The 26,024-nt window shown below is 64.2% G+C and carries 21 protein-coding genes; 6 read left to right on the forward strand and 15 right to left on the reverse strand.

Annotation, left to right across the window (positions count from 1 at the left end):
- Positions 1 to 2: 2 nt before the first annotated feature.
- Complete coding sequence (locus tag CQ050_RS14720; RefSeq protein ID WP_105557563.1) at positions 3 to 2,351, reverse strand: acyl-CoA dehydrogenase; 2,349 nt, start codon at positions 2,349 to 2,351, stop codon at positions 3 to 5.
- Positions 2,352 to 2,410: 59 nt separating this feature from the next.
- Complete coding sequence (locus CQ050_RS14725; RefSeq protein WP_105557564.1) at positions 2,411 to 3,082, reverse strand: TetR/AcrR family transcriptional regulator; 672 nt, start codon at positions 3,080 to 3,082, stop codon at positions 2,411 to 2,413.
- Between the two features lie 387 nt (positions 3,083 to 3,469).
- Here CQ050_RS14725 and CQ050_RS14730 point away from each other — a divergent pair, with 387 nt between their 5' ends.
- From CQ050_RS14730 to CQ050_RS14740, 3 genes are all read left to right on the forward strand, one after another.
- Positions 3,470 to 5,071, forward strand: coding sequence for a hypothetical protein (locus tag CQ050_RS14730; protein ID WP_105557565.1), 1,602 nt, complete (start codon positions 3,470 to 3,472; stop codon positions 5,069 to 5,071).
- Between the two features lie 563 nt (positions 5,072 to 5,634).
- Positions 5,635 to 6,387 carry a response regulator transcription factor gene (locus tag CQ050_RS14735; RefSeq protein WP_105557566.1) on the forward strand — a complete coding sequence of 251 codons (753 nt, stop codon included), beginning with the start codon at positions 5,635 to 5,637 and terminating at the stop codon, positions 6,385 to 6,387.
- A 357-nt stretch (positions 6,388 to 6,744) separates the two neighbouring features.
- On the forward strand, positions 6,745 to 7,407 hold the full coding sequence (locus tag CQ050_RS14740) for a response regulator transcription factor (RefSeq protein ID WP_105557567.1): 663 nt from the start codon (positions 6,745 to 6,747) through the stop codon (positions 7,405 to 7,407).
- A 31-nt stretch (positions 7,408 to 7,438) separates the two neighbouring features.
- Here CQ050_RS14740 and CQ050_RS14745 read toward each other — a convergent pair whose 3' ends face one another.
- The 13 genes from CQ050_RS14745 to CQ050_RS14805 are packed head-to-tail and all read right to left on the reverse strand — an operon-like array spanning position 7,439 to position 20,862.
- Complete coding sequence (locus CQ050_RS14745; protein WP_105557605.1) at positions 7,439 to 8,713, reverse strand: glycosyltransferase WbuB; 1,275 nt, start codon at positions 8,711 to 8,713, stop codon at positions 7,439 to 7,441.
- Positions 8,710 to 9,270: a putative colanic acid biosynthesis acetyltransferase gene (locus CQ050_RS14750; protein ID WP_105557568.1), complete on the reverse strand. Its 561-nt coding sequence runs from the start codon at positions 9,268 to 9,270 to the stop codon at positions 8,710 to 8,712. Before CQ050_RS14750 ends, CQ050_RS14745 begins: the two co-directional genes overlap by 4 nt.
- Positions 9,267 to 10,124, reverse strand: coding sequence for a glycosyltransferase family 2 protein (locus CQ050_RS14755; RefSeq protein ID WP_233214049.1), 858 nt, complete (start codon positions 10,122 to 10,124; stop codon positions 9,267 to 9,269). Before CQ050_RS14755 ends, CQ050_RS14750 begins: the two co-directional genes overlap by 4 nt.
- 43 nt (positions 10,125 to 10,167) lie before the next feature.
- Positions 10,168 to 11,295 carry a glycosyltransferase gene (locus CQ050_RS14760; RefSeq protein ID WP_105557570.1) on the reverse strand — a complete coding sequence of 376 codons (1,128 nt, stop codon included), beginning with the start codon at positions 11,293 to 11,295 and terminating at the stop codon, positions 10,168 to 10,170.
- Positions 11,288 to 12,592 (reverse strand): O-antigen ligase family protein, encoded by a 1,305-nt coding sequence (locus CQ050_RS14765; protein WP_105557571.1) that lies wholly within the window; start codon positions 12,590 to 12,592, stop codon positions 11,288 to 11,290. Before CQ050_RS14765 ends, CQ050_RS14760 begins: the two co-directional genes overlap by 8 nt.
- A 9-nt stretch (positions 12,593 to 12,601) precedes the next feature.
- Positions 12,602 to 13,504 carry a glycosyltransferase family 2 protein gene (locus CQ050_RS14770; protein WP_105557572.1) on the reverse strand — a complete coding sequence of 301 codons (903 nt, stop codon included), beginning with the start codon at positions 13,502 to 13,504 and terminating at the stop codon, positions 12,602 to 12,604.
- Positions 13,505 to 13,526: 22 nt separating this feature from the next.
- On the reverse strand, positions 13,527 to 14,843 hold the full coding sequence (locus CQ050_RS14775; protein ID WP_105557573.1) for a lipopolysaccharide biosynthesis protein: 1,317 nt from the start codon (positions 14,841 to 14,843) through the stop codon (positions 13,527 to 13,529).
- Between the two features lie 32 nt (positions 14,844 to 14,875).
- Positions 14,876 to 15,838, reverse strand: coding sequence for a GDP-L-fucose synthase (locus CQ050_RS14780; RefSeq protein ID WP_105557574.1), 963 nt, complete (start codon positions 15,836 to 15,838; stop codon positions 14,876 to 14,878).
- A gap of 6 nt (positions 15,839 to 15,844) precedes the next feature.
- On the reverse strand, positions 15,845 to 16,954 hold the full coding sequence (gene gmd / locus CQ050_RS14785; protein WP_105557575.1) for a GDP-mannose 4,6-dehydratase: 1,110 nt from the start codon (positions 16,952 to 16,954) through the stop codon (positions 15,845 to 15,847).
- Between the two features lie 10 nt (positions 16,955 to 16,964).
- Complete coding sequence (locus CQ050_RS31110; protein WP_233214051.1) at positions 16,965 to 17,525, reverse strand: VanZ family protein; 561 nt, start codon at positions 17,523 to 17,525, stop codon at positions 16,965 to 16,967.
- The gene (locus CQ050_RS14795) at positions 17,512 to 18,942 is read right to left on the reverse strand and encodes a mannose-1-phosphate guanylyltransferase/mannose-6-phosphate isomerase (protein WP_105557576.1); all 1,431 of its coding nucleotides are present in this window, start codon (positions 18,940 to 18,942) and stop codon (positions 17,512 to 17,514) included. Before CQ050_RS14795 ends, CQ050_RS31110 begins: the two co-directional genes overlap by 14 nt.
- A gap of 5 nt (positions 18,943 to 18,947) precedes the next feature.
- Positions 18,948 to 19,400: a GDP-mannose mannosyl hydrolase gene (locus tag CQ050_RS14800; protein ID WP_105557577.1), complete on the reverse strand. Its 453-nt coding sequence runs from the start codon at positions 19,398 to 19,400 to the stop codon at positions 18,948 to 18,950.
- Between the two features lie 52 nt (positions 19,401 to 19,452).
- A complete protein-coding gene (locus tag CQ050_RS14805) occupies positions 19,453 to 20,862 on the reverse strand; it encodes an undecaprenyl-phosphate glucose phosphotransferase (protein WP_105557578.1) in 1,410 nt (469 codons plus the stop codon).
- A 246-nt stretch (positions 20,863 to 21,108) separates the two neighbouring features.
- On the opposite strand from CQ050_RS14805, the gene CQ050_RS14810 reads away from it, so the two are divergent.
- From CQ050_RS14810 to CQ050_RS14820, 3 genes are all read left to right on the forward strand, one after another.
- The gene (locus tag CQ050_RS14810) at positions 21,109 to 22,245 is read left to right on the forward strand and encodes a polysaccharide biosynthesis/export family protein (RefSeq protein WP_105557579.1); all 1,137 of its coding nucleotides are present in this window, start codon (positions 21,109 to 21,111) and stop codon (positions 22,243 to 22,245) included.
- A gap of 83 nt (positions 22,246 to 22,328) precedes the next feature.
- Positions 22,329 to 24,590 (forward strand): GNVR domain-containing protein, encoded by a 2,262-nt coding sequence (locus CQ050_RS14815; RefSeq protein ID WP_105557580.1) that lies wholly within the window; start codon positions 22,329 to 22,331, stop codon positions 24,588 to 24,590.
- A 20-nt stretch (positions 24,591 to 24,610) separates the two neighbouring features.
- The gene (locus CQ050_RS14820; RefSeq protein ID WP_105557581.1) at positions 24,611 to 26,014 is read left to right on the forward strand and encodes a phosphomannomutase/phosphoglucomutase; all 1,404 of its coding nucleotides are present in this window, start codon (positions 24,611 to 24,613) and stop codon (positions 26,012 to 26,014) included.
- Positions 26,015 to 26,024 lie beyond the last annotated feature (10 nt).

Below are 26,024 nucleotides of genomic sequence, written 5' to 3' on the forward strand. Positions count from 1 at the left end.
TCTTAGGCGACCTTGCGTTCGGCAGCGGGCCTGGCTGCGTCGGACGCGCCAAGGTCGAAGGGGAAATCATCCACTTTCACCACGGTATCGCGCAAGCTGTTGCGGCGTTTCACCACGGCATATTCTTCCGCGGTGATGCCGCCGGCGGCGTATGCGGCGTCGGCGATGTCGCGCACGTTGGCTTGGGGATTGCCTTCCAGCGCGCCGCGTTTTTCCAGGTCGCGGATCTTGGCCTCGATGGGTTCGGCCTCCAGCGTGGCGGCCAGGGCCTGTTCGATGGCGCCCACGGGTTCGTCGGCGGAGTCGGGCAGGTGGCAGCCCGCGGTCAGCCGGTCGCGCGTGGCGCTGGGGTTGATCAACAGCCGTGCCACGTCCTGGCCCAACTGATCGGAGGGCAGCGATTGCGTCCGGCCCCACGGGAAGATGATGCGCGCCAGGCTCCAGGCGACGAAACGGTTGGGGTAGTTGTCCAGCACGCCGTCGAAGGCTTCCTGCAGCTTGAACAGCGCGTCCTGGATGGACCAGTGCGCAAGCGGCGCGTCGGCGGCCTGGCGGCCTTCGTCTTCGAAGCGCTTGAGGGTCGCGCTGACCAGGTACATCTGGGACAGCACGTCGCCCAGTCTCGCCGACAGGCGTTCGCGCCGTTTCAGGCTGCCACCCAGCACCAGCATCGAGGTGTCGGCCAGCAAGGCGAAAGCGGCGGAATAGCGGCTAAGCAGCTGGTAGTAGCGCAACATGTCCGGCGCGACATCGGCGTTCACGCTGACGTAGCGGGCGCCCGTCAGCGCGGTGCCCAGCGCGCGTAATTTGTTGCGGGCGACAAAGCCGACATGGCCCCAGAACGCCCGATCGAAGTCGGTCAGGCCCTGCTTGCCGTCCGGCGATTGGGCGGCCTGCATTTCAGCCAGCACATACGGGTGGCAGCGGATCGCGCCCTGACCAAAGATGATCAAGCTGCGCGTCAGGATGTTGGCGCCTTCCACGGTGATGCCGATTGGAATCTGCTGGTACGCCCGGCCCAGGAAGTTGCTGGGGCCCAGGCAGATGCCCTTGCCGCCGATGACGTCCATGCCGTCGTTGACGACCTGGCGGGCGCGTTCGGTCACATGGTATTTGACGATCGCCGACACGACCGATGGCTTTTCGCCCAGGTCCACGGCGCCCGCCGTCATGCTGCGCGCCGCATCCATCATGTAGGTGTGGCCGCCGATACGCGCCAGCGCTTCTTCCACGCCCTCGAACTTGCCGACCGGCGTGCGGAACTGGCTGCGCACGCGCGCATAGCCGCCCACGGCGCGGGCCGTCAGCTTGGACATGCCGGTGTTGGACGAGGGCAGCGAAATCGAACGGCCCGCGGCCAGGCATTCCATCAGCATGCGCCAGCCTTGGCCCGCCATGGCAGGGCCGCCGATGATGAAGTCCAACGGCATGAAGACGTCGGTGCCACGGGTGGGCCCGTTCATGAACATTGCGTTCAGCGGGAAGTGACGGCGGCCGGTGTCGACGCCGGGGTGATCGTGCGGCACCAGTGCGCAGGTGATGCCAAGGTCGCGCTTGCCGCCCAGCAGGCCGTCGGGGTCATACAGGCGGAAAGCCAGGCCCAGCAAGGTGCACACGGGCGCCAGCGTGATGTAGCGCTTGTCCCAGGTGACGCGCATGCCGATCACTTCGCGGCCCTGCCATTCGCCCTTGCAAACGATGCCGCTGTCGGGAATGGCCGCGGCATCGGATCCGGCCCAGGGGCTGGTCAGCGCGAAAGCGGGAACGTCTTCGCCGCGGGCAAGGCGAGGCAGGTAGTGGTTCTTTTGTTCGTCGGTGCCGTAGTGCAGCAGCAGCTCGGCGGGGCCGAGCGAATTGGGCACCATGACCGACACCGCCAATGCGGACGAGCGCGTGGACAACTTGGTGACGATTTCGGAATGCGCATAGGCCGAGAAGGCCAGACCGCCATATTCCTTGGGAATGATCATGCCCAGGAAACCCTGGGACTTCAGGTAGTTCCAGACATCGGCGGGCAGGTCATAGCGTTCCTGGGTGACGCTCCAGTCATTGACCATGCGGCAGGCCGTTTCCGCCTGGTTGTCCAGGAAGCGTTGTTCATCCTCGGTCAGGCGCGGACGCGGATAGGCCAGCAGGCGGCTCCAATCGGGCCGGCCCCGGAACAGTTCGCCTTCCCACCAGACCGTGCCGGCTTCCAGCGCATCGCGCTCGGTGTCGGACATCTGCGGCAGGACCTTGCGGTACAGGTTGAAGATCGGCGCCGACAGCAGCGCGCGCCGCAGGGGGCGCACGCCCAGCAAAACGGCGGCAAGAAGCGCGATGGCGGCCAGCGCGATGAGGACTGCGTTCATTTCGTTGTCTCCGTATGTGTTCTGTTCTGTTCCAGCGGGCCGCTACGAGGTCGGGACGGCTACGTGCCCACGACGGGCGGCAGCGGCGCGCGCAAGCCGCCCAGCAGGAAACTCATCAGCCGGGGCAGCAGCAGGTCGGGGTTGTCGGGTTGTTCGGCTTCGTCGAGGGTCCATCCCGTGACCGACCGCAGCAGGTCGGTGCCGATGATGGCGTACGACGTGGCGCCGAGCATGAATTGGAAGCGCCACACGATTTCGGCTTTGGGCACGTCGGGTAGCGCGGCGAACAGGGCATTGCGGTAGCGCTCCAGCACGTCGGCGTATTCCTCGGCGAACAGGGCGCGGATGAAGTCGGACGGATCGGTCATGGTCCGTTCAAGCAGCGGCAGGAACGTGCTGCCCGCCTGGGCGGGATCGGCGGCCAGACGCAGCAGGGTGCCGAAGAAGGCGTCCACGATCAGCGACGGCTTCAGGGGCTTGCCGCCGGATTGCGACTCCAGTTCATCCAACAGGCGCAGGCGCTCGCGATTCAGCACTTCCAGGCGGCGTTTGAGCACCGCCTGGACGAGGGACTCCTTGGAGCCGAAGTGATAGTTCACCGATGCCAGATTGACCCCGGCCGCGCCGGTGATCTGCCGCATTGATGTGCCGTCGTGGCCTTGTTGCGCAAACAGCGCTTCAGCCGTGTCCAGGATGGATTCGCGAGTGTTGGGAGTTCTGATTTCTTGCATATGGTTGAATTCAAACGTTCGTTTAAAAACATTATGCGGTAGGGAAGTGCAGTAAGCGAGCCTCGGCAATCCCCAATAGGGTTTACCCGTGACGGCGCTTATGCACCGGTTGGCCTGAACCCTTCAGGTATGAGCGGACCGGGTCAGCTAGATCAGATGGATGAGAGGGGTCGCGCCGAGGGACGACGCGCCCATCGGCCGAAGGCGGGGAGCTTGGCCATTCGTCCTCGGACGACCGCCCTAGGATGAATGTGGTCTGGAAGCCGCGCGCAAAACGCCGCAGTATCAGCGCGAGGAGTTCAACGCGTTGCACCGGCCGTACGCGACGCGGGCCCGTTGGCGTGACCGCTGCGGCTACCCGTGCGCCCCGACACAGGAGCAGGACAAATGAAGACCTACCGAGTGGGACTGCTGGTTGATGGGTATGAGCAACCCGGCTGGATGCATGAGATGGCGGAGTGGCTGATCCATAGTCAGGATTTCGACCTGTCCGCTCTGTTGGTGATATCGCCCGAAGGCGCTGTCAGGACGCCGCGTCTGGGAGTGAAGGCGCTGTTCGGCACGTTGTCACGCCTTGAGGCCCGGCTGCTGCCGGTCAAGCAGCGCCAGATGCTGGCGAACTGCCGAGACATGCGGCAAAGCACGCCACCTGGCGTGCCAGTGCTGCCGCTGGCGCCGCGAGAGGCGGTGCAAGGCGAAGACGTGGTCGCCGCGCTGGGCCTGGACCTGGTGATCACGCTGGGCGCATCGCTGGCGACTCGGGCGCAAATGAGCGGGTGGGCGCGCTTGGGCGTCTGGCAATTGAGCTATTCGGATATCGCGGTGTCCACCAGCCGATATGCCGGTTTTTGGGAGGTTTACCAGCGCGAGGATCACACCACCGTGAAACTCTGGCGTGTCGGCCCGGAAGCGGATCAGGACGAACTCCTGGACCAGCGCAGTTTCAACACGGAAGTGTTCTGGCTGAAGAATCAGGCGCGCGCCTTCAGCCTGGGAAATTTCATGGTCTACGACGCCTTGCAGGCGCTGGCCCACGCCAGGCAGACCATGGCAACGCCCCAAATGCAGATCATGAGCGGACCGCGCCGGCCCGATCCCATGGAGTGGGACAGCGCGGCTTATATCGCGCGTCAGGCATGGTTAATGTCTGATTTAATTGTGCGTCGCATCATGAAGCGCAATGTTCGATGGCGAATAGGTATGTTCCCATCGGCCCGGCAACAGGTTGTGGTATCGGACGCGATGGTGCTGCAACCTCCGAAGGGGCGTTTTTTCGCGGACCCTTTTGTATATACCCACGATAAAAAACCATATATATTTTTTGAGGATTACGACTTCACTTCCCGGAAGGGCACGATTTCGGTCGCGACCTACTCCGACGGGGCTTTCCGGCTGCTTGGCACCGCGCTGAACCTGCCCTACCACCTGTCGTTTCCCTATATATTCGAACACGAAGGCGTGACCTACATGGTCCCGGAAACATGCGGAAATCGCAGTATCGAATTGTGGCGTTGCACTGAATTTCCGCTTAAATGGGAGCTTGATGTCACTTTGATGACCAATATATCCGCCGTGGATACCATTATTTTTAAACACGGAGAATACTGGTGGTTATTAACGAATATCGACCGGACGGACGGCCAAAGCCATTGCGACGAGCTGTTCGCGTTCTTTTCGGATTCGCCGCGTTCCACCGTCTGGACGCCGCATGCCGGCAATCCGATCGTGCGCAACCCGATGCGGGCCCGCAACGCCGGAATCGTTGTCTCTCCTGGCGGAGAGGTCATCCGCTGCGCGCAGTATCAGGGCTTCTGCCACTACGGCAAGGGCGTTTCACTGAACCGGATAGAGGAGCTTTCCCCGACGACCTATGTAGAAACCGATGGCGAAATCCACTACGCGAGCTTTTTAGGGAAGCGTCATGCTTCAATGCACCATTGGCATCACCAAGGGGGGCATACGGTATTTGACTTCGCCTATATGGAGTAAATGATGCATCCGGCACAAAAATAAAAATGTTACCTATATTTCTTTTGAAAAATGCACGCACGGGCGTGATGTGTCCGTGGAAACATATCGATAGCTTTCCCATTCGAAACCGGTCTTACGTGCTGCGGCGGGCGTGTGTGCCCCGATGCGGCTTTTTTTGTGCCCCCCATCCCTTATGGCCCGTCCCTATTGAGCCTCCTCAAAGGAGGATCCCCGGGGATCCGCTCCGTATGCCTTCGAATGTTGGTAAAAACCCTAGCGTCAAAAAGAGGGAGAAGACCCTCTCATCCCTATTTACGAGAGTGATTAAGGCTAACGAATGATTTCTGTTTTTGTCGGATTATATCGCCCTGAAACGTCTTGATTTTGAGGGTTTCGAACCATAAGATGGGTTCATGCCATCCGTTATGTTGGCTACCAAAGTTGCCCAGCCCAAACGCCCCGGTCCAGCTTCATTAGATATTCCGGGATAGTGCGGACCACCCACCGCGGGGCTGGAAAAAAAATAGTCTTCAGCACAGCGAAGATCCCTTCTAGGCCCGTCGAAAAACCGGGAGGACACCATGGCCAAGATGGTCCTGATTGAAGCCCATCCGCTATTGCGGTTGGGGTTGTGGCAGATACTTAGCAAGTTGGACGATGTGTGGGAAATCGAGGGGATGGGCCTGGCGGATTTATCCAAGGCCGACGGCGCGCACGCGGGCGCCGATCTTCTGATCTACGGGTTGCCGGTGGAGACCGACGAGGCATGGAGCGCATTGCACGAGATCCAGCGTGTGCTCACTCCCAAGCGGATTCTGCTTTTGACGGACGTGATGCCGTTGCCCATGCCGGTGCAGGGCTTGCCGGGCGCAAGCGTATATGGTTGCCTGATGAAGACCGCCTCGGTTGAAATCCTGGAAGCCGCGATACGCCTGGTCATGGCGGGCGGACAGTGCTTTCCCAGCGAACAGGCATTGCAGACGCCGGCGGCAACGGTCTGCGCCTTGCCGTCTCGCGATGCCGACGACGCTTCTGGAAAGGGCTCGATGCCGGTCAGCGCCGGGGCGCAGTTGCTTCAGATCACGCCGCGTCAGTACGAAGTCCTGGTGTTGCTGGCCAGGGGCTATCCCATCAAGACCGTCAGCCGGATGCTCAACATTTCGGTCGCCACCGCCAAGACGCATGCATGCACGCTTTACCAGCGCCTGCATGTCAAGAACAAGGGAGAGGCGGTCTACGCGGCTTTGCAGCGCGGGGCAACCCTGGAATGGCACGAACCCACTGGCAGCAGGGATACGGACGCCGGGCAGATCTACGGGCGCAAGCTGGGGTAACAGCAGGTTGCGCTGCCTGCCCGGCAGCCTGGAACGCGCAGGTTCCGTTGCTGCCGGGGTCCGCATAGCCATCCTGGCTAAGGCTTACATAGCAGTGCCCGGCGTGCTTTTTGGCACGCCTTTCCACCACCAATCATCCTCCTGAACGAGATTCAGCGAACGTAGCCGCTGATAGCATGGGTTGTGTCCGCAAGCCTGGGTCGATAGCGCGAATCACAACACCTTGCGATAGCGATCCCGTAGCGCGGACGAGATTCCCGTCATGCCGGCGCACCACCCAAAACCTGCTCAGGCAGCGTGGTGCGCCGGTGTGACGGGAACCGTGTATGGGCCATGCGTCACAAGGTTCCTCCCGGGATGACAACCGTACTGATCGAAGACTACGCTCTGCTTCGCGTCGCAATTCAGCATGTGCTGGAACGTGTCCGTAACGCCGACGACATCCTGGCTATTTCGCCAGCCCATTTGCTCAACATGTCCAGTTCGATCAACCGTCCAGTGGAATTACTGGTGATCGGTTGTAGTGGCATGGCCGAGCAGGACATCGGGCTTATCTCCCAGTCGATGGCTTTCTTCATGCCGCGCCTGGTATTGGTGCTGTATTCCGTATTGGACACGTCCGTCATGGGCGTGTGCGCGCGCAGCGGGGTCGCGGGGTATCTGCCCAAGGCGTCCAGTCCCGACGCGCTGGCGGCGGCCGTAAGCCTGGTGATGGCGGGCGGGGAGTGCTATCCCCAACCGGCCGGGCGGCCACAGAGCGTCTCGCACGCACCGGCGCAGGAGCTGCGCGAACTGACGCAGCGGCAGGAAGAAATACTGCAGCTGCTGGTGCAAGGCAAGACGATGCGCGAAATCGGCCAGCAGGTTGGCATCTCGGTCGCCACGGTGAAGAGCCATGCACGCACGCTGTACTGGAAACTGAACGCGCGCAACCAGGCCGAAGCGGCCTATATCGCGGTGCAGATGGGGCTGGTCAGAAGCGCGGGCACGCCCGCTCCAGTCAAGGTCGATGGCAAATAGGGGCGCCTGCTACGGGCGGGAATCATCCGCCCTACGTATCGCTTTCCCGGGTGCGGCTTTTCATGGAGGCCGGCGTTTGAGCCTTCACGCCGACCACCGCCGCGAACTCGCGTTCCGCCGCGGCCAATACCGCGTCGACGTGCAGATGGGTCAGCGCATAGTGGCGCGCCGACGCGCCCAGGGCCTGGCGGGTCTGCGCGTCGTTGCTTAACGTGCGGATGGCCTGGGCCATGGCGTCGGCGTCCTCGGGGGCGGTGAGCAGTCCGCAATGCGCGACGACGGTGGCAAGCTCCGTGCCGGCCGCGGCGCCGCAGACGACGGGACGGCCGCTGGCCAGCATGCCCGTCAGCTTGGATGGCATGACCAGATCGGCCGCGCCGGCGCGTTGCGGCAACAGGTGGATGTCCGCGGTATTGAGCAGCGCACCCAGCCGCGCCGCCGGTTGCAGGTCCAGGAACACGACGCGCGACAGCCCTTCACAACACGCTTGCAGCGGCGCGCGTTCTGGCCCCTGCCCGCAGAACACAAACCATAGCCGGGTGTCGTCGGCAAGCTGCCGCGCCACGTCGGCCAGCGTCTGCAGCCCTTGTTTTCCGCCCATGTTGCCCGAATACAGGGCGACGATGGCGTTGGCCGGGATACCCAATTCGGCTCGGTAATCGCCGCCGTCCGCACGCGGAGAGATGGCGTTGACGTCGATCCAATTGGGGAGCAGCACGGCACGCTCGGGCGCCACGCCTTTGGCCATTGCCAAGTCCAGCATGCGATGCGATATCGTGGACACGCGGTCGAAGCGGCGCATCAACCAGCTTTCCGCCCGCTTGACCAGCGCCCGAAGCCGGGCGCCCTTCAGCAGACCCAGCTCGAATGCCGCGTCGACTTCGTAATCCTGGATGTGCAGCCACGCTCGCGCGCCGCACAATCGCGCCGTCAGCCAGGCGGCGGGCGCGCAGAACAGCGCCGGCTCCACCACCAGGATAAGGTCCGGCCGGCAGGCGGCCGCGCGCAGCAGCGACGGCAGGCTGGATACGGCGAAGCTTGCCAGATGGATCAGCCGCTTGAGGCCACCGGGGCGCGCGGGCACCCACAGCGGTGCGCGGCGCACGGTGACGCCGGCCCGTTCTTCCTTGCGGTAGCGGCCCGCGCGGTAGCCGTCGTGGACCTGCCATTGGGGGTAGTAGGGCGGGGCGGTCACGACGTCCACGTCATGGCCTTGCGCGGCCAGCCATTCGGCCAGTTCGGCGCTGTACTTGCCGATGCCGGTCAATTCCGGCGCATAGTTGATTCCGTAGATCAGTATCTTCATGGCGGCGTGGGCAGGCGGGGGCGCACGGGCCGGCAGGGGTTGCCATGGCACACCATCGCCGGCGGCATGTTGCGGAATACCGAGCTGCGCGCGCCCACCACGGCCTCGCGGCCGATCGTCACGCCCGGGCCGACGAACACGTCCGTCGCCACCCAGGCGCCATCTTCGACGCGCACCGCGCGTTCGCGCAAAGGAAAATCCGGCTGGCCCGCGTCATGATCGGCGGCGCATAGGTAGCTGCGTTGCGACACGACGGCATGCGCGCCGATATGGATGGGCCCCAGGCTGTAGATCACGGCGTCGTCGCCGATCCAGGCGTAGTCGCCAATCTGGACCTTCCACGGATAGGTCACCGTGGCGGTCGGCCGGATCAGCACCTTGCGGCCCACCTGCGCGCCGAAACAGCGCAGCAGCCAGCGGCGAAAGCCATAGGCGACCTGTGGCGACCATCGGAACACCGTCCCCTGTACCATCCACCACAGCTGCACCGTCAACGCGGAGCGGCCGCGTTGGCCCGGCGCCAACGCAAAGCGGTCCAGTTGCTGGAGCGCGCTCATTTGGCGGCCCCCGCCACGGCATCCGCCTGCGCGTCGCCCGCGCGCGCCTGCCGTGCTTTCTGAAGTTCTTCGGTCTTGATGCGAATCTGCCAGTAATACATGGCGCGCGCCACCGCGTAGTCGTAGCCGGCCTTGCCGTCCAGGAACCCCAGACGGAAAACATAGGAATGCAGGAAGGAAATCGGCGCCTTGAACGGCATGGCCTGGAAGATGCGCTTGAGCAGCGCGCGCGCGCCCACATTGGCTTCGCGCGGATCGTTCATCAGTCCTTTGGTGCGCAGGTTGGCTTCCCAGTCGGAATAGCGGTTGTGCTTGTCGAAATAATGGAAGAGCGAGTCGTGGTCGTTGTGCACCATGCGCTGGCGCAGCGCGAAGGTCTCGCCCTGGACTTGCGGCTGGTAATGGCCTTCCACTTCCCACATGTGGGCCACGTCCAGATCGTCGTAGTCCAGAAAACGGGACTGGTCACGGGCCAGCAGCGCCAGCTTGTAGACGCGGTGGCCGTGCACCAGCTTCTTGCCGCAGAACACGTAGTCAAACGGCACGAAAGCCCCACCGGCACCGGCGGCAAAGCGCGGCAGCGTTTCGCGGATCTCGGCGGCCAGCGCAGGCGTCATTTCCTCGTCGGCGTCCACGTACAGCACGACCGGGTGCGAGAACGGCAGCTGCTCCAGGCACCACTGCTTTTTCTTCGGGTACTTTCCGTTCCACTGGAAGTTCGAGACGCGCGCGCCCAGCGCCGTGGCCATCGCGCAGGTGGCGTCGGTGCTGTTGGAGTCCACCACGAACACCTCGTCGAACTCCGACAGCGCCTTCAGGCACTTGGTGATGTTGCGCTCTTCGTTCTTCGTCATGACAACTACGGAAACCGGTATTTTCTGCATGATGCTGTCCTGTTCAGGGCGTGCCGCGTTGCATCAGCGGCTGGAATAGCGCGATGACGTTGCGGCAATGCCGCTCTAGGGAAAAGGCGTCGGCGCGCTCGGGGCCTCGGGCGGCCAGCTGCTCGCGGATGTCGCCGTCGTAGGCCAGGCGGCGCACGGCATCGGCCAACGCCGCCGCGTCGCCCACCGGCACCAACAGGCCGTAGCGGCCGGCGTCCAGTATTTCCGCCGGCCCATGGGGACAGTCGGTCGAAATTACCGGCACGCCCAGGCACAGCGCTTCAACCAGCACATTGCCGAAGCTCTCGCGGATGGACGTCAGCGCGAAGGCGCCGGCGCCGGCGATCACGGGGAATGGGTTGTCGATGTGACCGGCCAGCGTCACGGACGTGCGGGACGGACGCTCGTCGATGCGCCTTTGCAGCGCTGCGTGCTCGGAGCCTTCTCCCAGGATGGTGAAGGCGATGCCGGGGTCGTCCAGCAGCGCGGCGGCGTCGATCAGCGTGGCGTAGTCCTTCACGGCTTCCAGCCGGCCCACCGCCACGACGTGATAGGGCGTCGTCGTGCCGCCTTCCGGGCGCTGGGCGCCTTGTCTGCGCACGTTGTCCAGCGGCACGCCGTTGTAGATCGTGTGGACCTTGCCGCGCAGCGGCGGAAACATGCTGACCAGGTCTTCCTTCACGCCACGGGACACGCCCACGACCGCGTCGTGGCGGCGGTAGGTCTGGCTGACCAGCCAGCACTTCAGGCGCCGCATCCGCGATGCGCCGTAGTGGATGGCCGGGCTGCTGTGCTCGAACGCGACCGTCCGGAACGTGCCGCCCAGGATCTTCCTGGCCAGAACGACCAGCATGTTGCACAACAGGCCATGCGAGCACACGATGGCGGGCTTGTCGCGCCGGATCTGGGCCACAAGGCGCATGAACGCCAGGGGCAGCATCAGCCGCAGTTTGGTGGGCGATTCAATGACCGGCAGCGCGCGGGTGACCTTCGGGTTGCCGACCGGATACTCGCGGTTGCGCGACCGCAGCAGGAACAGGGCGGAATCCACGCCCTGTTCCGGCAAGGCGTCCACGATGAAGGCGACGCACCTTCCGACGCCGCCGTGCAAGTCCGGCGCGACAAACAAGACATCAGGCATGGGGAATCACTCTCGGTAGCGCCCGGCGCGCGGCGTCCGGGCGGTGGCTGGGGGTGAACGGTGCTGCGGGCGTGTCCGCCCGAGGCACGGGCATGATCTGCGCATTGCGCATCAGCGACAGGCAATAGCACAGCAGGAATCCGGTGAACGCGGTCTTGGGCGCATAGGCCAGCCCGCCGGAGAGCGAATCGATGAAGATGTAGATGGGGGCGGTCGCCAACAGGTAGCGCCGGTGCATTTCCAGGCCCGGATGCTGGTAGCGCCTGAGCAGCGTCAGCAGCAATATCAGCAGGGGCGGCAGCATGATCATGATCGTGCCGACCACGCCGAACTTCATCAGGTAAAAGGCCCAGGAATTGTGCGCGAAGGTGCTCAGTTCGAAGCCGTTTTCGCCCATGACCCAACTGCGGAACCCCGCGCCCTTGCCGAATACGGGGCTTTCGGCGAAGGAGTCCATCTGCCCCTGCATTTCCTGGATGCGTGCGCCGTAACTGGAATCTTCGTCCAGCTTTTCGACGCTGAAGATGCGGTTGGTCAGCACGTCCAGGTAGCCGATGCTGGCAAACACGAGCACACCCGCGACGGCGGCCGGCGCAAAGATCAGCACCGCGCGCCGACGGATTTCAGGGCCCGTGCCCAGCAGCACCGCAATCACCACCGACACCGCCAATTGCAGGTATTGGCTGCGATTCAGCGAAAACACCAGGGCCAACAGCATGTACAGCGTCAGCGCATAGGCTTTGGGCCCGGACACGTTCAGCGTGCGCCGGAACGTCAGCAGCGACACCACGCCGAACGGGATCGCCCACACGCCCAGCCGCACGTTGCGTAGCGGGTTGGACACGCTGAAACCCTGCGCCTGTTCCAGCAGCATCAGCGTGGCCACCGCCAGGCAGGCCGCCACGATGTACTTTTGCAGCACGGCGTAAGCGGCGGGGCTATCGATGTCCTTGTAGCAAAGGAATGGCGTGCACAGGAAATAGAACACGATGCGCAGGTCGCGCGCCACGTCGCCGGTCTCGATGCCGGGGTGATGGAGCGATACCAGCAGCAGGTAGATCACCGACATCGCCTGCAGGCCCAGCAGCGCGCCCAGCACGCCGCGGGGCAAGGCGTAGGCGCTGGGCTCGGCCAGCCGCAGCGCCTTGACGGCCAGCATGGCGACGAACAGGACGTCGAAAGGCGACAGCTTGAAGCTGCCCACGCCCAGGATGAAGCGGTCGTCGTTCAATGCCAGGGCGGTGAACGCGAACAGCCCCAGCAGGTGCAGGGTGGATAGGCGGCGATGCGGGCTCATGTCGGTGTCCTAGTGCGCGGCCCAGTCGTCGCGTCTGAAGATCTTGGTGGTCAGCTTTTCGAACAGGTAGGACAGGTCTCCCTGGCGGGCATGCGCGGCCACCTTCGATGCGCGGCAGGACAGTTCGAACAGCCGGCCCAGTCCCGGTTCGGTGCGCCGGATGCGGGTCACGATCTGTTCGCGCTCTTCCAGCAGCACGTCCTGCATCAGGGCCGTCTTGGTTTCGTCATGCGCCGTATAGACACCCAGCGCGTCCGGCACGATCAGGTTCTTGCCCTCGCGCAGCAGCCGGCTCCACAGCTCCAGGTCCATGCAGTAGCGCATGCTTTCCTGCAGCAGCCCGTATTTGCGCAGCAGATCGCGGCGGAAAATGGCCGACTGGTTGGGAATCGACGCCTTCACCACCGTCAGCGTGCCTCGGTTGACGGGCGTGTAGTGGATCTTGCGGAAGATCTGGTTGTTGGCGTCGGCCACGAACAGGTTGCCGCTGACGATTGGCGCGCGGCCTCGCGCCGCGGCCGCGCCCAGCTTGCGCAGCGCGCCCGGAAAGTACAGGTCGTCGGAATTCTGCCAGCCGACGTAATCGCCGGTGGCCCGTTCGAATCCCTTGTTGATGGCATGGGACTGGCCGCGGTCGGGGGTGCTTTCCCAGTACGTCAGGTACCGCTCGTACTTGCGGATGATGTCCACGCTGCCGTCGGTCGACCCGCCATCGATGATGATGTACTCCAGTCGCGGATAGCCCTGGTTCAGCACGGACAGAATGGTGCGTTCCAGGAATTTGGCCTGGTTGAACGAGGGGGTCACGATGGTCAGCTTGGGCAGCAGGCCGCCGGCGATGGGCGCGGGCGGACGGAGTTCGCGGACGAAGTCGATGAGCTGACGTGAATACTCGTTATGACGCTTGCGCATGTAAGACCTCAACATGTTGGGGTTAACGGGTGGCCGCTGGCAATGCGCCCGGGAAGTCGGGGCGGGATTGACGGATGGCGAGAGCGACGCCGGCCAGCGTGATCGCCGCGTAGGCCATGCGGCCCCAAGCCGCGGCGTGCTCACCCGCCGCGTGTACCAATCCCGCCATGACGCACAGCATCGCCAGCCCGCCCAAACCGTTCAGGATGGCGACCGCGCGGGAATTTCCCAGACCGAGCAGCGAGAAGTGCGCCGCCGCATTCAGGGACAGCAGCCCCGATGCCACGATCAGTAGCCGGAAGGTGTCAAGATGGCCTGTGGCCACGTTGTCGCCCAGCAGCAGGTTCAGAAGCGGCTGGCTCACGGCCAGCACCGCCAGCGTGGCGCCGGCGGACAGCGCCAGGTTCCACAGCATCATGCGGCGGATCTCGCGTTCGGCGGCGCCGGCATAGGGCGGCGACACCGACAGGCGGCTGACGCGCGGCATGGCCTTCTGGAAGATCGCCACCGCGGCGGTATGGATGATCTGTCCGACCTGGACGCCAACCGTATAGATCGCCAGCGCGGCCGGTCCCATCAGGCTGCCCACCAGCACGCGGTCCACGGACCCGAACGCCAGCGCGCTCAGGCTGTTCAGCCAGGACCAGCGGGAAAACTTGAATGCGTCCATCATCGCGGCGCGGTCACGCACAGGGCGCACCAGCACCCGTCCGTAGGCGCGCGAGAACACGCGCATCTTCACGGTGCCGGCGACCAGCAGCCCGAAGGCCTGGGCCACGCCCGTCCAGGTGGGCGACGCCGTCAGCCAGGCCGTGGCGCAAGCCAGCGCCATCGTTGCGGAACGGCTGAAGACTTCGCACAGCGCCGTGGCGCGGAAATCTTCGCGCCCTTTCAGGCAACCCGAGAACAGCTGGTCATACTGCTGAGTCAGATAGATGGCCAGCGCCGGCATGGCCAGCAAGGTCACCGCGACGCCGCCGAAGGTGGCGGCAGGCCAGGCCAGGCCGACGACCGCCCACAACAGCACGGCGGCCAGCGTGACCACGCCCAGCGCGCAACCGATCAGCGACATGCTGACGCCCGCCGCGCGGTAGGCGCCGCCCGGTTCGTGCATCCGTTCGGACACGAGCTTGGTCGCGGTCACGGCCGCGCCCAGGTTGGCGGCATTGCCGAACCCGGCCAGCGCGATGATCATCGAGTACTGGCCAAAGCCGACGGTGCCCAGCTGACGGAACAGGATGGGCAGCGCCACCAGCGCCGCGACCGGGCCGATGCCGTATTCCACCAGCCCCCAGAAGGAAGCGTTGCCGGCGATGTGTTTTCTGACGAATCCAAGCATCGGGTAGCCTGTGTTGCATGCTGGCGCGGCCCTCAGGCCACGGGCAGCGCCTGTCGGGGTTGTTCGACGCGTTCACGCAGGAAATGCCCATAGGCCAGCGCGATGCCGTCGACAAGCGAAATGCCGGGCCGCCAGCCCAGCGCCTGCACGCGCGACGAGTCCATCAGCTTGCGCGGCGTGCCGTCCGGCTTGCTGGTGTCGTAGACGATGCGCCCGTGGTACCCCACGACGCGCGCCACCAGCGCCGCCAGGTCCGCGATGGAAATGTCCTTGCCCGCGCCGATGTTGTAGATGCCTTCGGCGTCGGGATGCTCCATCAGGGTCACGCAGGCCTGGGCCAGGTCGTCCACATACAGGAACTCGCGCAGCGGCGTGCCCGTGCCCCAGATCGTGACGCTTTCCTGGCCCGCTTCGCGGCCCTCGTGGAATTTGCGAATCAGCGCGGGCAGCACATGGCTGCTGTGCAGGTCGTAGTTGTCGTGCGGGCCGTACAGGTTGGTCGGCATGGCGCAAATGAAGCGCGCGCCGTATTCCCGCTGATAGGCTTCGCACAGCTTCAAGCCCGCGATCTTGGCGATGGCGTAGGGCTCGTTGGTGGCTTCCAGCGGACCGGTCAGCAGGGCATCTTCGCGGATCGGCTGTGGGGCCTCGCGCGGGTAGATGCATGACGAACCCAGGAACAGCAGCTTGCGCACCCCGGCCGCATACGCGGCGCGGATCACGTTGCACTGGATCATCAGGTTCTTGTACAGGAAGTCGACCGGATGATTCTGGTTGGCCAGAATGCCGCCGACGCGGGCGGCGGCCAGGTACACCACATCGACCGGGGTGGTCGAGAAGAAGCGGTGCACCTGGTTCTGGTTTTCCAGGTCCAGCTCGGTGCGGGTGCGGGTCAGCACCTGCGGGTAGCCGCGGCGCTGCAGTTCGCGGGTGATCGCGGCGCCCACCATGCCGCGATGGCCGGCGACAAACACGCGTTGGTCCAGGTTCGTCATGTCGGGCTACTCCTTGTAGGCGTAGATTTCGTAGCCGTTCTGTTCGACCAGGGCGTCGCGGCGCGCATCCTTCAGGTCGCTTTCCACCATTTCCTTGACCAGCTGCGCAAACGTGGTGCGCGGCGACCAGCCCAGCTTTTCCCGCGCCTTGGTGGGGTCGCCCAGCAGGGTCTCCACTTCGGTCGGACGGAAGTACCGGGGATCCACGCGCACGATCACTTGGCCGGGCTTGATGTCATGGACTGGCGAGAACAGCACGGTGGCCGTTTCTTCCAGGCCTTCGCCTTCCCAGGCCAGCAGGATGCCCAGCTCGCGCGCCGCGGTATTGATGAATTCGCGCACGCTGTATTGCATGCCCGTGGCGATGACGTAGTCTTCCGGGGTGTCCTGCTGCAGCATCAACCACTGCATTTCGACGTAGTCGCGGGCATGGCCCCAGTCGCGCAGCGCCGACAGGTTGCCCAGGTACAGGCATTCCTGCAGGCCCAGCACGATGCGCGCCAGGCCGCGCGTGATCTTGCGGGTGACGAAGGTCTCGCCGCGCTTGGGCGATTCATGGTTGAACAGAATGCCGTTGCAGGCGTACATCCCATACGCTTCGCGGTAGTTCACGCTGATCCAATAGGCGTATAGCTTTGCCGCGGCATAGGGGCTGCGCGGGTAGAAGGGGGTGGTTTCCTTCTGCGGGGTTTCCTGCACCAGGCCATACAGTTCCGAGGTGGAGGCTTGGTAGAAGCGCGCCTTTTCCTCCAGCTTCAGGATGCGGATGGCTTCCAGCAGCCGCAAGGTGCCCAGCCCGTCCGCGTTCGCGGTGTACTCGGGTTCTTCGAACGAGACGCCCACGTGGCTTTGCGCCGCCAGGTTGTAGATCTCGTCGGGCTGCACCGATTGCACGATGCGGATCAGACTGCACGAGTCGGTCATGTCGCCGTGATGCAGCACGAAATTGCGCGGCTTGTCGTGGGGATCCTGGTACAGGTGGTCGATGCGCGCGGTGTTGAACAGCGAAGCACGCCGCTTGATGCCGTGGACCTCATAGCCCTTGGCCAGCAGGAACTCCGCCAGATAGGCCCCGTCTTGGCCGGTAACGCCGGTAATCAGTGCCCGTTTTGGCATGGTTGTATCCTTAAGACTTAGTGACTTCACGAAAGGAGCCGAAGGCTGCGGAACCGATGTGCAATGAGATTACTGTTGCACCAGCCGCCAAGATATCGGCCAAAAGGTCTAAGAGTTCAGCCTGTCGATAGGGAAAAAGGGACTGGATTGATTCATCCAGCGCACCTAACGCCGTGACGACCAGCATGGCCACCAGGGCCGGGCGCCGGTTGACCGACAGGTAAATCAACGCGGCCAGGAAGGCGTAGGCCACAAGATGCAGGCGCTTGTCGCCGAAGGCATCGGACATGTCGGCCGCCAGCCCCGGCAAATTGCCCACGGTCACCAGCACGGCGAAGAACACCGCCGCCAGAGGCAGGCACGCCCGCGCCACTCCGGCCTTCCAGAACGCACTTTTGCCGCCGGGCCGCCCCAAGGCAAAAGACGCCCCCTCGGGGGGCAGCGAACGCGCATAGCGCGTGTGGCGAGGGGGCTCCTTTTCATCGCCGGGCCGCCCCAAGGCAAAAGGCGCCCCCTCGGGGGGCAGCGAACGCGCGGAGCGCGTGTGGCGTGGGGGCTCATACTCTTCCATACATGTCCTGGAAGCGGACAATGTCGTCTTCGCCGAGATACGCGCCTGACTGGACCTCGATGATCTCCAGCGGGATCTTTCCCGGGTTTTCCAGGCTGTGGGTTTCGCCCAGCGGGATGTAGGTCGACTGGTTCTCGGTCAGCAGGTACTGCTTGTCGCCGTTGTAGATGCGAGCCGTGCCGGACACCACGATCCAGTGTTCCGCCCGATGGTGATGCATCTGGGAAGACAGGCGCGCGCCCGGCTTCACCGTGATGCGCTTGACCTGGTAGCGCGGCCCGTGGCCCACCGAGTCGTAGGACCCCCATGGGCGCTGCACCTCGCGGTGGTGGTTCAGTTCGGACCGGTGCTGGGTCTTGAAGATCTCGACCAGGCGCTTGACGTCCTGAGACCGCGACTTGTGCGCGACCAGCACGGCGTCGGCCGTTTCGATCACCACGATGTCGTCCAGGCCCACCGAAGCGACCAGCCGGCTGGTGGAGTGGATCAGGCAGTTGCGCGAGTCCTCCACCATGACGTCGCCGGTGGTCGAATTGCCTTCCTCCGTCTTCTGGGCGATGCCCCAGACGGCGTCCCAGGCGCCGACGTCGCTCCACGAGGCGGCCAGCGGGATGACCACGGCGCTGTCCGTGCGTTCCATGATGGCGTAGTCCATGGAATCGCTGGGGCAAGCCTCGAATGACGGCCCGTCCAGGTGGAACAGCCCGTCTTCCCCGTGGCCGGTGGCGACGGCGGCCTGCACCTGTTCCAGCATTTTCGGCGCCAGGCGCGCCATTTCAGCCAGGAAGACCGAGGCCTGGAAGGCGAACATGCCGCTGTTCCAGTAGTAGCCGCCGTCTTCGATGAAGCGTTGCGCCACTTCCGGCGACGGCTTTTCCACGAAGCGGCGCACGCGGCGCGCCGGCGCCATGACGCCGGGCTCTTCCGACTGGATATAGCCGTAGCCGCTAAGCGGCGCGGTCGGAGTGATCCCGAACGTCACCAGCGCGCCTTGGCGCGCGGCCTCGTAGGCGTCGGCAAAGGCGGCGCTAAGCACTGCGCCGTCTTCCAGCACGTGGTCGGACGGCATGATCAGCATGATGGGGTCTTCGCCGTCGCGCATGGCGCGCAGCGTGGCCGCGGCGATCGCCGGCGCGGTATTGCGCGCGAAGGGCTCCAGGATCACCTCGACGTCCTTGATGCCCAGTTCCAGCGCCTGTTCGGCGGCGATGTACTGGTGGGCGTCGTTGCAAACCAGCATCGGCTTGGCCTGGGCGCCCGCCGACCCCAACCGCAGCAGCGTGTTCTGCAACAGGCTGCGGGCATCGGTCAAACGGATGAACTGCTTCGGCAGCAGTTCGCGCGACAACGGCCACAGGCGCGAACCGGAACCGCCGCAAAGAATGACAGCCCGGTAGGGGGGAGGGGGATTCGTCATGGCGCTCACTCCTTGAAGTAGGCCTGGGTGTACGGATGCACGCCGGGGTCGGCGGCGATCTCTTCCGCAGGCAGCCAGCGGTAACTCCGGTGCTGGGCCTGGGGAAGGCTTGCGGCGTTCAACGACAGTTCGGCCTCATAGGCGAGGACGACGTAATGGGTGGAGCGTCCGGCTTCACCCGCGAAATTGGTGCCATAGAAGTGTTCGTACACGCCGCGCGGGGTCCAGACCTCGGCTGCGATGGGCAGCCCAAGCTCGTCGCGGGCGATACGGTGCAGCGCGCTGCGCAGCGATTCGTTCTTGCGGATGCGGCCACCGGGCACGAACCAGGCGCCCCGGGCGGGCGGGTTGGTCCGCAGGCCCGTCAGGTAACGGCCATTGGCGTCGCGCAGCAGCAGGTCGATGGACACCAGCGGCAGCATCTCGACCGCCTGGCGGAAGTCGGCCTGCGCCAGCATGCCGTCCGGGGCCGTATCCGCCCGGGCGTCTTGCCCGGGCCATCCCAAAGGCTTAGTAGACATTGCGGCCCGTCCATCCCGACACGGCCGTGCGCGCGATGATCAGCAGGTCCATCCGAAACGTCCAGTGCTGGATGTAGTAGATGTCGTGCTCGACGCGGTCGCTCATCTTGCGCAGCGTGTCCGTCTGCCCGCGGAACCCATTGACCTGGGCCCAGCCCGTGATGCCCGGCTTGACCCGATGGCGCATCATGTAGCGCTGCACCAGGTCCTTGTACATTTCGTTGTGCTCCAGCGCGTGCGGACGGGGCCCGACGACAGACATGTCGCCCATCAGCACGTTCAGGAACTGCGGCAGCTCATCCAGGCTGGTGCGCCGCAGAAAGCCGCCAATACGCGTAATGCGGGAATCGTTGCGCGTCGCCTGCGTCACCGTGCCATGTTCCTGGTGCACGGTCATGGTGCGGAACTTGTAGACGTGGAACACTTTGCCATCCACGCCCAGGCGCGGCTGGGTGAAGAAAACGGGGCCACGGGACGTCAGCTTCACCATCAGGGCGATGGATATCATCAACGGTGACAGCCCGATCAGCGCGCACAAGGCGAACCCGCGGTCGAAGACCTCTTTGGCCCAGCCGCGCACGCCGGCGGCCGGCAGGCTATTGAGCTGGATGGCGGGCAGCCCCAGGAATTCGCCGATTCGGTGGCCCAGCAACTGGATCGACATCACGTCGGGAATCCAGCGGATATCCACCAGGTCGTTGCGCAGGTGGTAGAGCACTTCACGCAGTTCCTGGCCCGCCTCCATCGGAAGGACGATCCAGATTTCCCGCACGTTGTGCTCGTGGACGAAGGCGTGCAGGTTATCCAGGTCATGCAGGCGGCGTACTTGCGGCGGCAGGCTCTCATGCGGCTCGGCGTAGATGCCCGCCACGTTGTAGCCTGCGCCCCGATACCGTTCGACGCGGCGCCACAGGTCATGGCCCAGTGCGCCGAATCCCACCAGCAAGACATTCTTCTTGTTCAGCCCGCGGTCGCGCGCCGCCCCAAGCGCCGCATACACGGCGATGCGCACGCCGGCCAGCGTCAGTGCGGTCATGCCGAACCAGGTAGCCGCCCAAATGCGCGATATCGCGGCGGTCTGGTGCATGAGAAAACTGACAAGAATGCCCAGCGCGAACACGGTGGCCCAGGCCATCAGGCTGCGCACCACCAGATCCGTCAGCAGGCGGCCGCGCCAAGACACATAGAGGCGGTACGCCGGGAAGATGGCGATGACGCCCAGGCCGCACAAATAGATCAGAAACAGATGAATCTGCGGAGGATCCGCCAGAGCATCGTCCGAGAATTTCAAGCCGGTGGCAGTCAGGCCGCAGGTGATGACGATCGCGGCGTCGAGCAAGCGGTACAGATAGCTTGCCCCGCTGAATCTTGCCGACGTGTCCGTGTTGGACGGGTCCATCGCGCACTCCTGTTCGTGGGGAGTCTTCTTCTTGCGGCCGAAAAAAACGATGCAGTGCCGCAAAAACATGGGGCTACCGACGAAATCTTATTGAGTGCAAGGCGTACCCGAAACCTCCAAACGATGTAGGAGAAGGCTTAGGGCATCCGTCGAATGTGCGGGGCTTCGAAAAGAGAGTGGAATGTCGCAACCCGTTACGCATCGGGCTCCATTCCAAGCAACGAAGTCATTCACAGTGGATTTGCCATGACGACATTTTTCGGAACGTTGAGCCGAGCCATCGCCGCTATCGCGCTCGTGTCCTCGCTAGGCGCTTGCGCCCTGTCACCCGGTATGACCTTCAACGCCGGCCACCTCGTTGATCCCCTGGATCCGAACTCCGTCGCGCCGATCAAGGAGATCACGCCGTCGCTGGTCGTGGACGACCTGCGCGCGCGCCAGGCATTGATCGACAACGACGGCGTGAACCGCCTGGTCGGCAGCGTCGAGCCCTATCGCATCGGCCCCGGAGACATCCTCTCCATCGTGGTGTGGGATCACCCCGAGCTCGTCCTTCCGACGCAAACCTACGCTATCGGGACAGGGGTAACCGAACTAGTCATGGGGGATACCGCCTCGGGCATTCCGGGCTATACGGTGTCATCCTCGGGATATATCCAATTTCCCTATACGGGATTGCTGAAAGTGGCGGGGTTGACGGAACTTCAGGCGCGCAATCTCATAGTCAATAGTTCCGGCAAGTACATCCAGGATCCCCAGATCACGGTACGCGTGCTTGGCTATCGCAGCAAGCGCGTCTACGTCGAAGGCGAGGTCAAGTTGCCGGGCACGGTAGCGATCAACGACATTCCGATGACCCTGCTTGAAGCGGTCAACCGCGCGGGAGGCTTGTTGCCCACCGCCGACCGCAGCGCCGTCTATGTGATTCGTGAAGGCCGCCGTACCCGCGTGAATCTGCCCGCGCTGATCGAGCGAGGCCAGGACTTGAATCAGGTCATGCTGAAGTCGGGCGACATCGTGCGTGTGACGCCGCGCGACGACAGCAAGGTGTTCGTGATGGGCGAAGTGTTCCTGCCCACCACGGTGGTGATGCGCGACGGACGCATGTCGTTGACCGAGGCGCTGGGCATGGCAGGAGGTCCGAACCAGCTCACGGCCGACGCGTCGCAAGTGTTTGTGGTCCGCAGTACCGAGCAAGCGACGCCGCAGGTGTTCCACCTGAACGCCAAGTCGCCGCAAGCTCTGGCCGTAGGAGCGAAGTTCGAGCTGGAACCCAAAGACGTCGTGTTCGTGGATACGGCAGCGCTGGTGCGGTGGAACCGCTTCATCAGCAACCTGTTCCCGAGCGCGCAAACGGTACAGACCGTGAAATCGATCGACTAGTCCGCCTTTCGGGGTCGCCAGACCCTAAACCAACGCCTTTGGGGGCGCCGCAACTGCCGCGGCGCCCACGTCTGGAGAGCTGCATGTCGTTGCCCATCGAATCATTCGAGCCGAACGTCCCGGCTCGCCAGCAGGAAACCCCGTTGTCCTCGCATGTGGACGCCATCGTGTCGAACCGGTGGATGATCATCGCGATCACGTTGCTCGCCTTCTTCGGCGCGCTGGCCTATGTGATGGTGACCCCATCGGTCTATTCGGCCGACATCATTGTCCAGGTCGAAGAGGAAATGCCCAATGGCCAGGCGCGTAGCCTGCTTGGCGACGTTTCGGCCATGTTCGATACCAAGGCCGAGACCTCCGGTGAAATGGAAGTGCTGCGCTCGCGCATGGTGGTGGGCCCGGCGGTCGACAAGTTCCTGCTCTACATCCACGCGAAGCCGCGCTATTTCCCCGTCGTGGGCGAATGGCTGGCGCAGCGCTATGAGGCCTTGCCATATCCCTCCAGCCTGCCGCGCGGCGGATACGCGTGGGGCGGGGAATCCATCGCGATCTCGCAGCTGGACGTGCCCAACGAATGGCTGGGCAAGCCCTTTCGCGTGACTGCGCTGGGCGAAGGCCGCTACACGCTGGCCGACAAATTCACGGGCGCCACGTTCACGGGCACCGTCGGCAAGCCCGAGCATTTCATGTTGCCCGGCGGCGGCGCGATGGACGTGCACATCGACGCCCTGGCCGGCCGTCCCGGCACGGAATTCACCGTGTCGCGCACGTCGCGTCTGGCGGCTATCGAAGACGTGCAGTCGCACCTGGGCATCTTCGAGCGTGGCCGCGCCTCGGGCGTGATCGGCGTCACGCTGGAAGGCAATGATCCCGCGCTGACGACCGCGGTGCTGAACCAGATCGGCCAGGAATACGTGCAGCAGAACGTGAACCGGAAGTCGGCCCAGGCCGAGAAGTCGCTGACGTTCCTGGAGCAGCAGCTGCCTATCTTGAAGGGAGAGCTGGATGCCGCCGAGACCAAGTACAACACCTTGCGCAACAAGCGCGGCACGATCGACCTGAGCGAAGAGGCCAAGTTGATCCTGGCGCAGTCCGTGGATGCGCAGACCAAGGTGATGGAGCTGCGCTCCAAACGGCAGGAACTGATCACGCGCTTTGCGCCGACCCATCCCAGCATCGTGGCCATCGACCGCCAGATCACGTCGCTCTCCGGCGACGTCAGCCGCATCGGCAACAACATCAAGCAGTTGCCGGATCTTGAGCAGGATGTCGTGCGGCTGGTGCGCGACGTGCGCGTCAACACCGAGCTCTACACCGGTCTGTTGAACAACGCGCAGCAGTTGCGTCTGATCCGCGCAGGCAAGGTGGGCAACGTGCGCATCCTGGACGCGGCCGTGCAACCCGACCGCCCCGTGCGCCCCAAAGCCGCGATCATTCTCGGCGTGGCCACGGTCATCGGCCTGATCTTCGGCATGCTGTGCGCTTTCGTCCGCAATGCGCTGTTCGGCGGGCTGTCGGAACCCGATGATGTCGAGCGCTATACGGGGCTGCCGGTGCTGGCCGCCATTCCGTACAGCGACATGCAGGACAAGCTGTGGCGCCGCAGCCGCCGCAAGAACGCGACGGTGCCTGCGCTGTTGGCGCAAAGCCAGGGCAACGCGCCGCCCATTGAAAGCCTGCGTTCGTTCCGCAATGTGCTGCAGGCGTCGTTGCGCCAGTCCGCCAACAACATGGTCATGTTCACCGGCCCGGTGGCCGGCGTGGGCAAGTCGTTCCTGTCGGCCAACTTTGCCTTCATCCAGGGCGGCGTGGGAAAGCGCGTGCTGCTGATCGACGCCGACTTCCGCAAGGGCCAATTGAACCGCTACTTCGGCGTGCCCAAGGAGGACGGCCTGTTTGAAGTGTTGGCGGGCACGATTCCGCTGACGCGCGTCAGGAAGCACAGCGTGTCCGAAGGCGTGGACTTCATCGCCACTGGCGCGGTGACGTTCGATCCTTCAGAGCTGCTGGCCTCGCCCGTGTTTGGCGCGACCCTGCGCGAGCTGGCGTCGCAGTACGACATGGTGATCCTGGATACGGCGCCCGTGCTGTCGTCGCCCGACGCGGCGGTGGTGGGCACGCATGCGGCGGCGGTCATGGTGGTCGTGCGTTCGGGGATGAACACCGTGGGCGAGATCCGCGAAACGGCCAAGCGGCTGATTCAGGCCGGCGCGCCAGTGGATGGCGTGCTGTTCAACGGCCTCAAGCTCATGCCGGAGCGATTCGGCTTCCGCTCCAAGTATGGGAGCTATCGGTATTCCCGTGCGGCGTATTACGGCGATTTCAAACAGAACGGCCCCAAATAACGCCACCCGGAGAAACTGGCATGCACGGAACTTTTGGCTGGGATACCCCGCAAATTCTGGATGCGGTTTTCAAGGCTTACGACATACGCGGCACGGTGCCGGATGAAATCGATGCGCGCTTCGCCCACAGCCTGGGCATGGCGGCGGGGACGCAGGCGCGGCAGCAGGGCGCGCGGTCGATCGTGGTGGGCCGCGACGGCCGCATCAGCAGCGTGGAACTGGCGGCGGCGCTGCAGGCGGGGTTGCGTTCGGCGGGCATGCATGTCATCGACATTGGCATGGCCACCACGCCGATGGTGTATTTCGCCACGCGGCTGATGGACACGGGCGCCGGCATCGCCGTCACGGGCAGCCATAACCCGCCGGCGCACAACGGCTTCAAGATTGTGCTGGAAGGCGCTTCGCTGTACGGCGAAGGCATCACGGCCCTGCGCGACGCGATGCGCCTGCCGATCGAATCCGCCGCCGTGTCCGGCGGGCGCACGCAGATGCAGATCCAGCCTTGCTATGCCGCCCGCCTGCTGGGCGACATCCGCATGGCGCGTCCGATGAAGATCGCCATCGACTGCGGCAGCGGGGTGGCGGGCGCGGTGGCGCCGGCGTTGTTCCGCGCGCTGGGCTGCGAAGTGACGGAACTGTTTTGCGAAGTGGACGGCTCGTTCCCCGGCCACCATCCCGACCCGGCCGACCCGCAGAACCTGCAGGACCTGATCTATTGCCTGCGTTATTCCGACTGCGAAGTGGGCCTGGCGTTCGACGGCGACGGCGACCGGCTGGGCGTGGTGACAAAGTCGGGACAGATCATCTGGCCGGATCGTCAACTGATCCTGTTCGCACGCGATGTGCTGGAGCGCAATCCGGGCGCCGAGATCATCTACGACGTCAAGTGCAGCCGCCATGTGGCGCGCGCCATCGTTGAAGCGGGCGGCCGGGCCACCATGTGGAAGACCGGTCATTCGCTGATCAAGGCCAAGATGCGCGAGACGGGAGCGCTGCTTGCTGGGGAGATGAGCGGCCACATGTTCTTCAAAGAGCGCTGGTATGGCTTTGACGACGGCATTTACGCCGCCGCCCGGCTGCTGGAAATCCTGTCGTCGGCGCCGGACCCGTCGGCCTTGCTGGAAGGCCTGCCGCAATCCTGCGCCACCCCCGAGATCAAGCTGGACACCGCCGAAGGCGAACAGTTCGAACTGGTAGACATGTTGCGCGCACAGGGGGAATTCCCTGGCGCCGTCTCCATCAACGACCTGGATGGCGTCCGGGTGGACTATGCCGACGGCTTCGGCCTGGCGCGTCCGTCCAACACCACGCCGACGGTGGTTTTGCGTTTTGAAGGAGACACCGTGGCCGCATTGGCCCGTATCGAGGAGGACTTCCGCAAAGCGTTCCGGCGCATTGCACCTCACGTTCGTTTACCGTTCTAAGGAGCATCAC

It is taken from the genome of Achromobacter sp. MYb9, from assembly GCF_002975275.1.
Lineage (GTDB): Bacteria > Pseudomonadota > Gammaproteobacteria > Burkholderiales > Burkholderiaceae_B > Achromobacter.